At 34.9% G+C, this 13,633-nt stretch carries 10 protein-coding genes; 9 read left to right on the top strand and 1 reads right to left on the bottom strand.

Annotated features, from left to right (window positions below; translation table 11 throughout):
• Positions 1 to 196 precede the first annotated feature (196 nt).
• Entirely contained in the window at positions 197 to 1,480 is a 1,284-nt protein-coding gene (locus VS182_RS03730) for an N-acetylmuramoyl-L-alanine amidase (protein WP_479483869.1), read from the bottom strand.
• 775 nt (positions 1,481 to 2,255) lie between these two features.
• Here VS182_RS03730 and VS182_RS03735 point away from each other — a divergent pair.
• From VS182_RS03735 to sigG, 9 genes are all read left to right on the top strand, one after another.
• A complete protein-coding gene (locus VS182_RS03735; protein WP_479485140.1) occupies positions 2,256 to 2,807 on the top strand; it encodes a hypothetical protein in 552 nt (183 codons plus the stop codon).
• 72 nt (positions 2,808 to 2,879) lie between these two features.
• Positions 2,880 to 3,950, top strand: a complete 1,071-nt coding sequence (locus VS182_RS03740) for a protein arginine kinase (RefSeq protein ID WP_479483870.1) — start codon at positions 2,880 to 2,882, stop codon at positions 3,948 to 3,950.
• Positions 3,951 to 4,207: 257 nt separating this feature from the next.
• Positions 4,208 to 6,625 carry an ATP-dependent Clp protease ATP-binding subunit gene (locus VS182_RS03745; RefSeq protein ID WP_479483871.1) on the top strand — a complete coding sequence of 806 codons (2,418 nt, stop codon included), beginning with the start codon at positions 4,208 to 4,210 and terminating at the stop codon, positions 6,623 to 6,625.
• A 605-nt stretch (positions 6,626 to 7,230) separates the two neighbouring features.
• Positions 7,231 to 8,466 (top strand): cell division protein FtsA, encoded by a 1,236-nt coding sequence (gene ftsA, locus VS182_RS03750; RefSeq protein WP_479483872.1) that lies wholly within the window; start codon positions 7,231 to 7,233, stop codon positions 8,464 to 8,466.
• 118 nt (positions 8,467 to 8,584) lie between these two features.
• On the top strand, positions 8,585 to 9,730 hold the full coding sequence (gene ftsZ / locus VS182_RS03755) for a cell division protein FtsZ (protein WP_479483873.1): 1,146 nt from the start codon (positions 8,585 to 8,587) through the stop codon (positions 9,728 to 9,730).
• Between the two features lie 298 nt (positions 9,731 to 10,028).
• Entirely contained in the window at positions 10,029 to 10,961 is a 933-nt protein-coding gene (gene spoIIGA / locus VS182_RS03760) for a sigma-E processing peptidase SpoIIGA (RefSeq protein WP_479483874.1), read from the top strand.
• A gap of 14 nt (positions 10,962 to 10,975) precedes the next feature.
• Entirely contained in the window at positions 10,976 to 11,701 is a 726-nt protein-coding gene (sigE, locus tag VS182_RS03765; protein ID WP_479483875.1) for an RNA polymerase sporulation sigma factor SigE, read from the top strand.
• Positions 11,702 to 11,771: 70 nt separating this feature from the next.
• On the top strand, positions 11,772 to 12,101 hold the full coding sequence (locus VS182_RS03770; RefSeq protein ID WP_479483876.1) for a YlmC/YmxH family sporulation protein: 330 nt from the start codon (positions 11,772 to 11,774) through the stop codon (positions 12,099 to 12,101).
• Positions 12,102 to 12,493: 392 nt separating this feature from the next.
• Complete coding sequence (gene sigG / locus VS182_RS03775) at positions 12,494 to 13,273, top strand: RNA polymerase sporulation sigma factor SigG (RefSeq protein ID WP_479485141.1); 780 nt, start codon at positions 12,494 to 12,496, stop codon at positions 13,271 to 13,273.
• Positions 13,274 to 13,633 lie beyond the last annotated feature (360 nt).

Raw genomic sequence — 13,633 nt, forward strand, 5'->3', positions numbered from 1 at the left:
ATATTTTTACCTTTAGGACTCGTGTCTGAACTTTAATTGTTTATATTTTAACCTATAATTAATATATATTGTATTTTACATATGTTAAAAATAAAATACATATAATTTAAGACAATAAAAAATCTAAGAGGGCTAGCACCCCTTAGATTTTTTCCATAATTCCCAAGGCATAATATCTTTCTGGACTTTAGTAACATTAACGAGCATTTAATATCATTTTCTTAATGCGTTTATAAACTTCTTCTTTGACATAGGGCAATATTTTACTTACAGAACTCCCTGGACAACTGGTATTTGATCTTCCTGTTTCGTTATGACCGATGATTTTTATCATATTGATTTGAAGATTCCCTTTATCATCATATTTTACTTTTAAGCGATTTTGGCGTGTGGCAACATAAACGATTGTTTTAATCAAAGACTGAATGACGGGGCTTTTAAGATCCAATGAACTAATTTTGCTATAGTCTCCTATTAAGGCAATACCGAAACTTCCGCAATTAAAGTTACGTGCATGTGTAGAGGCTGCGCCTCCTTCTAAAACCATAGAAGGTCCAAAACGCTTTCTTCTGAATCCTTCATACAAATCGCCATTATTATCAATTAAGACACGATAAGCAATACTTGGAAAATTCCGACTTTTTACATGAAAATTCTCTATACCTCTTAATAAATTACTAGTAGATTGTGTTCTTTGATTAGGTGTTACTGTGTGATGCACAACAATATGGGTAATCTTACACTCTTGAACACGATTCGTTTTTTCAGGAGGAATACCTGAACCCCAATTTTCTCGTGTTATAATAAATGGTTTTGGAAATAAATCATGTATATCTTTATTTGATGAAATAGCTGTTTTAGTGGTTTTTTTAAATTGTTTGATATCTGGTGGTGTTTGTTTAGGGGAACGAATTATTTTAGGTGTAATAGTTTCATATTTAGGTTGTTTAATGATACGTATGATTGTAGGTACAATAGCTTCATATTTAGGTTGTTTAGTGATACGTATGATCGTAGGTACGATCGTTTCATTTATATTTTTTTGATCAGTATTCATTATGCTAGGGTATATCGTTGGATTACTTGTTGAATAGTTTAAATTTATTGGTATATTTTCTTTATTATAATTATATAATAAATATTCTTGTGAATAATCAGTATTTTTTCCAGTTAAAGTCTGATTCATTTTATCCCCATCTGTATATTTTATTTCCTGTTTGCTAGATAGCAAAAGTTTTTTGCTCGCTACGACACCTCCATTGTTTGTGGTTAAGGGTATTAGATGATTAACGTCTATGTTTTGTTTGATGATCGATAACGGTTTATTGGTTTTCTGTATTACTTCTGCAAGGCTTGTCAGAAGTAATAAGAGAACACAAATTATGGCCCATAATTTGTGTAATAAATATTTGCAAGCCATTTTTTTGCACCGCGCTTTGTGCGTACCTTTGCTTGGCGCATTGTTTCCGTTTTCGATCATTTACACACCCCCACATTGTTGTACATGCTTCCCAAGAGATATGCGGTTGACCGTCATTAAGAGATAAATCTTTTTTTGTAGTATTTATTATTTCAATTATTTTTCGGTTTTGATTTAAATTATGTTTTATGTTTTATTTTTTAAAAAATAACTTCAGTATAACTTCAGCTTTAGATTAATTTTGTTGTTATCAGACCATATAATTTAGAACGTCCTGAGGTTAATTTCAAGGATGTATCTCATCGGCATTATAGCTCATTAGGGTTAATTATTACAATAAATATAAATTAATATTTAGAATTTTGTAACTAATCCATTAATGGTTTTTATTATTTTTAATAATATATTTTTTATTAAATGATTGTATCTCCTGAATATTTATAATAATATTTTTTAGATTGTTTTTTGATTTTTTTTTAAAATTAATTATTTAGATTTTATCTTTGATCCATATTTCATTGTTTAATTTCTTGTACTCGTCACTTTATGTCTGTTTTTTTATAAAAAATAAGCATTGTTGCCGCTGGGAATTAAACTTGCTAATATCACTAGATTGCTGTTACGATTATAATTGATGGTTTGGTTTTGCTTATTTAATTTAAACGTCTTATTTTATATTTGGAATATTTAAGTCTTTTTTCATGCATTAATTTAAAAAGAATTAAATAATTAGTGTAATTTAATATAAATGAAAATATCTTTATTTTATAAAATTCTTTCCTTTGACTTAGGAAATATTATAGATAAATTTAAATATAAAGGGAGTGTGGTTGCTGTGTTGTGTCCCGAGTGTGGTAAACGGCCGGCAACACTGCATTATACAAAGGTGATTAATGGTAGTAAATCAGAATTTCATCTTTGTGAAGTATGCGCACAAGCGCGTGGTGAAAATGTACCTGGTTGGGAAGATGGTTTTTCTTTTCATCAGTTGTTATCTGGGTTATTGAACATGGATTTATCACCTGCGGGTGGAGGGAGTAGTTTTGAGCTCGATTCAGTGCCTCAGAGGTGTCCTATGTGTGGTATTACATATCAGCAATTTTGTAAAATTGGTCGTTTAGGATGTGCTGGATGTTATAAAGCTTTTCGTGATTCCTTAGAACCTTTACTACGTCGTGTTCATGGTAATATTACACATCGTGGCAAAATACCTGAGCGAACACAAGGCGAACTTAGAGTTCGGAATGAGTTAGAGCAGTTAAAGAAAAAGTTGCATGTTAAGATTCAAGAGGAAGCATTTGAAGATGCGGCTATTTTGCGTGATAAGATACGTTCATTAGAAGAAATATTGCGTAAAAACAAAGGTAAAGATTTGGACAGTATCTAAAATGTTTTTGTTGATTTTATCTTCAATACCTATCTATTTTGACAGCTATATGTTTATAGGAGGGGTGATTGGATGTCTTTGGAAGAATTTATGAAGAGGGCAATGAGTAGTTGGATGCAGTCAGAAGGCCCTCAATCGGAAATTGTTTTTAGCAGTCGGGTTCGTTTAGCGCGTAATTTAGCTGATTTACCTTTTCCGATGATCAGTCCTCCTTCGCAATCAGAGCTGGTTATTAAACGTATTAAGGATCTTTTAGAGCATAAAAAAGCACCTTCTGTTCTTAAAGGTGCTAAGTTGCTACTTATGCGTGATCTGAGTAGTTTAGAGAAACAAGTTTTGGTTGAGAAACACTTAGTTAGTCCGATGCTAATAGAAGAATCTCAGCAAGGAGCAGTGATTATAAGTCGCAATGATGCTGTTAGTATTATGATAAATGAAGAAGATCATCTGCGAATTCAATGTCTATTTTCAGGCTTGCAATTGAGAGAGGTTTGGCATTTAGCCAACCAACTTGATGATTGGTTAGAACATTATCTTTCTTTTGCTTTTGCCGAACCTTGTGGCTATTTAACAAGTTGTCCTACGAATGTAGGGACGGGTGTTCGAGCTTCTGTGATGGTCCATTTACCTGCTTTAGCGATCGCGCAGCAGCTGAATCGTTTATTACCTGTTATTACCCAGGTAGGATTAGCTGTTCGGGGTATGTATGGTGAAGGTAGTGAAGCTTTAGGTCATTTATATCAGGTTTCTAATCAGGTGACATTGGGACAATCAGAAAACGAAATTTTAGAAAAATTATTAAGCGTGGTAAAACAGATCATTGAACATGAACGTTTGGCACGGAATCGCTTGATGCAAACATCATCTGTTCGTTTAAAAGATCGTATTTATCGTTCATATGGCCTCTTGTCACATGCTTATGTTATGGATTCAAAGGAGACCATGCGTCGTTTATCCGATGTTCGTTTAGGTATTGACATCGGTTTATTAGAAAATGTTTCCGCTAATATTATGAATGAGATGATGGTTATGATTCAACCTGGATTTCTTCAACAATATGCCAGGGAGAAATTAGATCCTCAAGAGCGCGATATACGTCGTGCTCATTTGCTAAAAGAGCGTTTGCGTATGGATGATATGTGATTTTAAACTTTAAATATATATTTTTCTCAAGATTATATCTTTAAGACTTGTTTTTTCTTTTTGTGTTTTGTTATTTTTGATTTTGTTTTTAGTTAGGTTGTATTCGATGCTGTTTTTAATCTTTATGTTTTACTTTATATTTACTTTTGCTATTTCTGTAAATTTAATTTTTTTTCTATAAGTATATTTACTTTTGTTGTTTCTATATATTTCCTTTTTTTATTTTGATAAATGAACATTAGCGGAGGGATTTAAACGTGATGTTTGGTCGATTCACAGAAAGGGCCCAAAAGGTATTATCTTTAGCTCAGGAAGAAGCTGTTCGTTTAACGCATGCTAATATTGGCACTGAGCATATTTTGCTTGGTTTGTTACACGAAGGAGAAGGGATTGCTTCTAAATCTTTACTTTCTTTTAATCTTAGTTTAGATAAGATTCGTAATGAAGTGGAGAAATTAATCGGTAAAGGACGTTCACAACCTTCTAATATTACTTACACGCCGCGAGCGAAAAAGGTTATCGAGCTTTCTATGGATGAAGCTCGTCGGTTAGGTCACACCTATGTGGGTACGGAACATATCTTATTAGGTTTGATTAGAGAAGGCGAGGGTGTTGCCGCGCGTGTATTGAATAATTTGGGTGTGAGTTTAAATAAAGCGCGTCAACAAGTTTTACAGTTACTCGGTAGTGAATCAACGACTAGTGTTAGTACTGGATCTGGGAGTAATGTTAATACACCTACTTTAGATGGTTTGGCGCGGGATTTAACAGCAGCAGCTCGTGATAATAATCTTGATCCGGTTATTGGTCGCACCAAAGAGATTGAACGTGTGATTCAAGTATTATCTCGACGCACAAAGAACAACCCGGTTCTCATAGGTGATCCAGGTGTTGGTAAAACAGCGGTTGTTGAAGGGTTAGCTCAACGTATCGTGGCGGGTGAGATTCCAGAAACTTTGCGTGGTAAAAGGGTTATGACTTTAGATATGGGGACAGTTGTTGCTGGTACAAAATATCGTGGTGAATTTGAAGATCGTTTAAAAAAAATCATGGATGAAATTTTACAAGCTGGTAATATGATTTTGTTTATCGATGAACTTCATACTCTCATAGGTGCTGGCGGTGCTGAAGGAGCCATTGATGCTTCAAATATTCTTAAACCTGCTCTAGCGAGAGGTGAGTTACAATGTGTTGGTGCAACGACAGTTGATGAATATCGCCGATACATAGAGAAAGATGCTGCTTTAGAGCGTCGATTCCAACGCATTTTAGTAAATGAGCCATCATCTGATGAAACAATTGCTATTTTAAACGGTTTGCGTGATCGCTATGAGGCGCATCATTGTGTCAAAATTTTAGATGAGTCTATTAAAGAAGCTGTTAATCTATCTTTTCGCTATATTAATGATCGTTATTTACCGGATAAAGCTATTGATCTTATTGATGAAGCTGCTTCTAAGGTTCGCCTGCGCTCCTATGTTGTGCCTCCCGAATTGAAAGAATTAGAGATAAGGATGAAAAAAGTTAAGAAAGAAAAAGATGCGGCTGTACAAGGTCAAGAATTTGAAAAAGCGGCTTCTTTACGTGATAATGAGCAACGTTTGCGTGAAAAATGGGAGTTAACATCTAAAAAATGGCGTGAAGATAAAGGTAAAACTAATACATCTGTTACAGCTGAAGATATAGCAGATGTTGTGTCTAGCTGGACGGGCATTCCTGTAAGTAAGATTGCGGCAGAGGAATCTGAGCGTCTCTTAAACATGGAAAAAATTCTTTATAAACGTGTTGTTGGTCAAGAAGAAGCTGTGAAATCGATTGCTAGATCGGTACGCCGTGCTCGTGCTGGGTTAAAAGATCCTAAAAGGCCCATTGGTTCCTTTATTTTCCTTGGACCTACAGGTGTTGGTAAGACAGAGCTAGCTCGTGCTTTAGCTGAAGCAATTTTTGGTGACGATGATGCGATGATTAGGGTAGATATGTCTGAATACATGGAGAAACATGCTACCAGTCGACTGATCGGGTCTCCGCCTGGATATGTTGGTTATGAAGAAGGTGGTCAGCTAACGGAAAAAGTGCGTCGTAAACCTTATTCCGTTGTTTTATTTGATGAGTTAGAAAAAGCTCATCCGGAAGTTTTTAATATTCTTTTACAAGTACTAGAAGATGGTCGATTGACAGATGGCAAAGGTCGTATTGTTTATATGCGAAATACCATTATCATTATGACGTCCAATGTAGGTGCTTCCTTAATACGTAAAAGTAGCAGCTTAGGATTTACCGATAATAGTAATGAGCAAGATTATGAACATATGAAAAAAACAGTTATGGAAGAACTGAAAAAGAGTTTTCGACCTGAATTTTTAAATCGTGTTGATGATCTCATTGTGTTCAAGTCTTTAACAGAAAAACAATTAGAAAAAATAGTTGTATTAATCATCAGACGCTTAAGTAAAAGATTACAGGAACAAGAAATAGAGATGGATCTGACAGCTGAAGCGATCAAATATCTAGCTAAAAAAGGTTATGACCCAGCATATGGTGCACGTCCTTTATTAAGGACTATACAACGTAGTATTGAGGACAAACTTTCTGAAGAGATGTTGCGAGGTAATATTAAAAAAGGCCATAAGATTAAAATTGATGTTGAAAATGATGAATTAACGGTTAGTAAATAGTTGGTGACATTAAATGGATTTTGCATTAATATTTATTATTATGTTTGGCAATATAAAAAAACAATCCTTTTATTTTGGCTAAGGATTGTTTTTGTTTTGTATAATGAATTAAAATAGGGATAAAGGCTGTAGGGATAATATTTTGAAAATAATAACTAAAATATGATAATACAATTATGTATTAGTAAAAACCGTATCCGTAAACAGTTCAAATACAAAATTTTATGGTACTATGTAGTTGGTCACCTAAGTTAACTTCTTTGATATTTTTTGCTATTTTTAGAGATGGATAATTATGATTATGGTTATTATAATAATTTAAATCCTGTTTATTGTTTTTTGATTATTATCTATCTATATGTTTATTATGCATTTATTATATATTTAATATTTAATTTACATCCTCAATATCGTGATAATTACATTAATATCAAATTATATAGCTATAGTTTTTTTTATAGATTACGTTTTAAAAAAGTTTTATGTGCCTGGCGCTTTAGAGGATAATAGTAATTATACGGCGAAGAATACTGGCTGTATCTAGCTTTTATTCAGAAATCAATTATCATTTAGAGCAATTTTTTATTGAGGGGAGGATTACAGATGTGAGTGCTGTGGATATTATCACCAGTATAGATATTGGTTCCTCGCAGATTCGTGTTGTGGTGGCTGAGACTTCTTCGGATGGTTCAGGTCAAATTTTAGGTATTGGTACAGCTATATCGCGTGGGATAAAAAAAGGGATGATTGTGCAGATCGATCAGGTTGTTAGCTCTATTCGCGAAGCTATTGATAATGCTGCTGATATGGTTGGTATGTCTCTTTCAGAGGTTTACCTAGGTATAAATGGTTCGTATATCTCCCTTATGGATAGTCATGGTGTGCGCGATATTTCCGAAGATAGGCGTGAAATTACGGCAAGTGATGTTGAAAGTGTATTAGATGCTGCTCGGGTTGTGCAGTTACCCCCAGAACGTTTTATTTTAGATATCATACCTAAGCAATTTATTATAGATGGTTCAGATGAAATTGTAGATCCTCATGGCATGATGGGTATGCGTTTAGAAGTCGATGCTTCCCTTATAACAGCATCAAAAGCTATCTTGCAAAATTTAGTGCATTGTGTAGAGCGAGCCGATCTAATCGTGAAAGGTACCGTTTTCCTTCCATTAGCTGAAGGTGAGCTTTGTTTGTCAGAAAGCGAACGTAATTCTGGTGTCGTTTTAATCGATTTAGGAGGAGGTACTTCAACAGTTTCTATTTTTGAAAACGGTTATCTAGCTTTCACCGATATTTTGCCTTTAGGTGGCGAATATATTACAAATGATATTGCTATTGGTTTGCGCATCAAGACAGAATTAGCGGAGTCTGTCAAGTTAAAATACGGTATTGCTAGTAGGGAATATGCATCCGACAAAGATTCATTTTCTTTGCGTCCTTTGGGTTCATACAAAGATATTGATATTACACCTAACGAGTTATCTCATATTATCGAACCTCGTGTAGAGGAAATTTTTCAGCTTATTAAAGAGCGTATCAAAAGTTTAGGATTTAGTACTGATCCTCCAGGGGGTTATGTTTTAACGGGTGGGTGTGCTTCCTTATCCTATATCGATCATATGGCTAAGAAACAACTAGGATCGATGATCAGGATAGCTATACCGACTGATGTAGGCCTTCGTGAACCTTCATACATAGGCAGCATTAGTATTATCCATTGGTTGCGTAGGTATGCTATTTTACCTGTTACAGCTGCTTCTGCGAAAAAAAATCGTGCTAAAAATGATTTAATAAATTCGCCCCTACAGCGTGTGAGAAACTGGTTGAGTGAGTTTATTTAATTTTCGAAAGAGATTAACATTACATTGTCACTTTAATAACTAACAATAGTTATTTAGCTACGAAAGGTCGTGTATGCTATTTTGAATTTTGGGCATCAAAGTGAGGGAGGGGCTAAGGGTGCTTAATTTAGTCTTAGATCGAGAACGTATCGCTTGTATAAAAGTTATTGGTGTTGGTGGTGGTGGTAGTAATGCTGTCGATCGTATGATTGAGAGCGGTGTACAAGGTGTAGAATTTATATGTGTTAATACAGATGCCCAGGCTTTAGGTGGTTCGAAAGCTCCTCATCGTATTCAAATCGGAGAAAAATTAACGCGAGGATTAGGTGCTGGTGCTAATCCGGATATTGGTAAAAAGGCAGCAGAAGAGAGTAAAGAGCAATTGCAAAGCGTCTTAAAAGGAGCCGATATGGTCTTTGTCACCTCAGGTATGGGTGGTGGTACAGGCACTGGAGCAGCTCCAGAAATTGCTATGGTGGCCCGCGAATTAGGTGCTTTGACTGTCGGTGTTGTGACAAAACCTTTTACTTTTGAAGGGCGTAAACGTTCTAATCAAGCAGAACAAGGTGTTGGACAACTTAAGGAGAATGTAGATACCCTGATTGTTATTCCTAACGATCGCTTACTAGAAATAGTTGATAAAAATACACCTATGTTAGAAGCTTTTCGTGAGGCAGATAACGTGCTTCGTCAAGGTGTACAAGGTATATCTGATTTAATTACCGAGCAAGGTTTGATTAACCTTGATTTTGCGGATGTTCGTACGATTATGCAAGAAAGAGGATCAGCTCTTATGGGTATTGGTTCTGCATCTGGCGAAAACAGAGCAATTGAAGCGGCCAAAAAAGCTATTTGCAGTCCTTTATTGGAAACATCAATTAATGGTGCGCGTGGTGTCTTGATGAATATTACCGGAGGTCGTGATTTAAGCTTATATGAAGTACATGAAGCGGCTGAAATTATCTCTGCAGAATGTGACGAGAATGTAAATATGATCTTTGGTGCAGCTTGTAATGACGAATTGAAAAAAGAGACAATTGTCACTGTTATCGCTACAGGCTTTGATCATCAACAAGAAAATAAAGTTAAAGCTAAACCGCGTTTTAAAAGGAACCATAGCGTTGTCGAAGACGAATTTTTACAGTCTCCGAAAGGAAAAGCAAAAGGATCAATCGATGAAGGATTGCGGAATGTCTCAAGTTATGACGACAAACTTCTGGAAGTTCCTACTTTCTTAAGGAAAAAGTATGGTCGCAATAAATAAACATATATTTTAATTATATTTTTATAAATTTAGATTTGTTTTTATCTGTTTAAACAGCGAAGATTTCTCTATTTTAATATAATTATGTTTTACATAAGTTATATTTCATAAAATTATATAGATAAAGTCAATAAGACGTGGATACAAAGAAACAAGCATAACCAAGCATCAGGATGCATAACCATAGAAACCAATAGCTTTTTTCTTAGAGCTCGGGCTAAGCAATAAGTCCGAGCTTTTATGATGGACAACATAGATAGGCAAAATAGGTGGACAACATCATGCTAGCTAAGGAGGGATGTATTCCTTGATTGTCTATGCTGACCTCATCTTTTTATTAAATGGGGTTATTGATTACTTCCTCTTATGGTTAACAGCCGCTTTGCGTTATATTCGTTTTTCACCCTTACGTACCATCATGGCTGCTATATTAGGTGGTTTATATACAATTATCCCTCTGTTGGGATATATATCGTTTAGTTATAGCTTATTAGGTAAGATACTGGTGTCTCTGCTTATGATATTACTTGCTTTTGATTTTCTCACATGGAAAAATTACTTAGCCAATATATTGCTTTTTTATTTGCTTTGTCTCTTATCCGGAGGGACCTTACTTGCTTTACACTATGCATTGGCCGATGAATTAACTGACAACATGGACATTTTTCGCATACCTCTGGAAATTTGGTTAATTGGGATTATTGCGATACCTGCTATTGGTTGGTACATTCGTTTCTCTATCTTGCGTCTTCGTGATATCAAACAGCTTCATACCTGGCTTTTACCCATACGTGTTACCATCAATCAGCACACCATTGAATGCAAAGGTCTTTTAGATACAGGTAATAGGTTAAGAGACCCTATATCGCAAAGACCTGTTATTATCATGGAATATAACCTATGGCGTCATAAATTGCCTAGTGATGATTTATTGTTTGAAATCATACATATGGATAAAGTGGACAAATTGACCAAACTGCCTTTTATCGCCAAAAGAAATAAAAAATGGCGGACAAAAATAGGCCTTTTGCCATATCGGACAGCCGGACATGACAAAGATTGGATGGTCACGATTGTTCCTGATGCTGTTTCCTTGCATAAGGAAGGTAGATGGTATAATATTCCAGGTATGCTCATAGGTATAGATGGATCGCAACTTACGCCGGATGGGCTATATAAAGCTATCTTGCCTTCTTGTGTAATTGAAGCCAAAAATCAATTTTTCGCGTAGGAGGACTGCACTGCATGGTGAAAAAATGGCGGGACATACTTTACTTCGTCCTTTATCGATTTTTGTTATTATGCGTGCGTGATTCTGCTCGAGAAGTTCATTATATCGGCGGTAGCGAAACATTGCCTCCGCCGTTAAAACGTGAAGAAGAAGAAGAACTACTAGCTAAACTTCCTGCTGGGATGCCTTTGGTTCGAGCTTGTTTAATTGAGCGAAATTTGCGTCTTGTTGTTTATATCGCGCGCAAATTTGAAAATACAGGTATTCATATTGAAGATTTAGTTTCTACGGGAACGATAGGGTTGATAAAGGCTGTTAATACCTTTGATCCTGAGAAAAAAATCAAATTAGCTACATATGCTTCTCGTTGTATTGAAAATGAGATACTTATGTTTTTACGTCGTAATAATAAAATTCGTTCTGAGATCTCTTTTGATGAACCGCTTAATATCGATTGGGATGGCAATGAGTTACTATTATCTGATGTTTTGGGTACCGAAAATGATACTATTTATCGCGATATCGAAGATGAAGTTGATAAAGAAATTCTACGAACAGCCCTATCTATGCTTTCTGATAGAGAGAGACGTATTGTTATTTTGCGATTTGGCTTAGGTGGCGGTGAAGAGAAAACACAAAAAGATGTAGCTGACCTCTTAGGTATCTCTCAATCATATATTTCTAGATTAGAAAAAAAGGTTATTGGTCGTTTAAGAAAAGAATTTAACAAGATGGCTTAAGGTTGAATAGTCAAAATATTTGATTTATTCTAAATAGCATGGCGATTCACTGGAGGATCATAATACCTATATGAAAGTTTCTGACCTTCAAACAAAAGATGTGGTCAATATCTCTGATGGGCGTATTCTCGGCCAAGTACGTGATATTAAACTTAAAGTACCAGAAGGTACCGTAGAGTCATTAATTGTCCCAGGTGAATCTCGTTGGTTTGGCTTAAAAGTGAGCGGGCCTGTTTTTACCATTTCATGGCGACAAATAGAACGTATTGGTACGGATGTGATATTAGTGCGTCTAGTTCTTGAAGATCAAGAAATTTTACCTCTGCAGGATGAAATTGATTCATGGGAGGCTTCAGCATCATTAAAAGGTCGCAAAAATAATGATGTAACTAAGATTTAAGGAAACTCATATATTATGGACAGCACAATATATATAAAGAATGGTTATAAAACAAACTTAAAACAAACTTAAAACAAACTTAAAACCAGACATTAATTTAAATGGGTAGCAATAAATAAAACATTAGATAAAATCAAATAAACAGTCATAAAATACACACAAAGTACTAAAATAAAGAAATTAACAAATTTTGATAATATTTCTAAACGCATTTTTTGATTTGTACCCTTATGATATCTCGTATGAAGCTGTCAATTCACCATAATAAATTCTGGTAAATAATAAAAGATAACTAATTTATATTATTATCTTCGTTAAAACTTATACCAGCGCTTTACAAGGGGATACTATTTGTATTATCCGGTTTTTGTATAGCGGAGGTGACGGGCGCTATCGTTCGTAACAGAGTTGAAATATGTGGTGTAGATACTTCGAAATTACCTATATTTAAAAATCAAGAAATGCGTCAACTTTTTTCGCGACTACAATCGGGTGAGGTATTTGTCCGCGAAACACTAGTTCATGGCAACCTTCGTCTTGTGCTCAGTGTCATCCAACGATTTCACAATCGTGGTGAGTGTGTCGATGATCTATTTCAAGTCGGTTGTATTGGTCTCATGAAAGCAATTGACAATTTCGATTTAGGCCAAAATGTACGCTTTTCGACCTACGCTGTTCCGATGATTATTGGTGAAATTCGTCGTTACTTAAGAGATAATAATCCTATCCGTGTTTCTCGTTCGTTGCGTGACATTGCGTATAAGGCTCTTCAAATGCGTGATTCTTTAATGGGTCAAAATGCACGTGAACCCACCATAGCTGAAGTATCAAAGGCTTTAGGTGCGGAAAAAGAAGAAGTTGTTTTTGCTTTAGATGCTATACAGGATCCTATTTCTTTATTCGAACCTGTTTATCAAGACGGTGGCGATCCGATCTTTGTCTTGGATCAGCTGAGTGATGATAAAATCAAAGATGTGCAATGGCTAGAAAAAATTGCCCTTAAAGAAGCGATGAATCGTTTAAATGATCGAGAGCAATCGATTCTTGCTATGCGTTTTTTTGAGGGAAAAACACAGATGGAAGTTGCTGATGAAATAGGTATTTCGCAAGCCCAGGTTTCTCGTTTAGAAAAGACCGCTATAAGTCATATGTATAAATTCATTAAACATTAATCAAAATGATTGATGTTTAATGAAAATAAATATCATAAAAAACCAGCAGGATAATAAAGATATGTAAAGTCCATAAACAAAAGATAACAAAGATAACAAAGATAACAAAGATAACAAAGATACTTTTTATTATTAGTCTATACACTTTTATCGCATTAGGAATGGACTAATAATATCATTTTAACAACACTCAATAAAAAACATTCGAAAAAGCAGTTGACATTATTCTCTGCTTAGGTTTATAATTACTAAAATTATTTCGATATAATGTTTATGAAAATAAATGTCATAAAAATCGAACGTGATAATAAAGATATGTAGAGGATATAAACTAAGATAACAACGATTAAAAAGATAACG

The sequence above is a fragment of the Pasteuria ramosa genome (assembly GCF_056496785.1).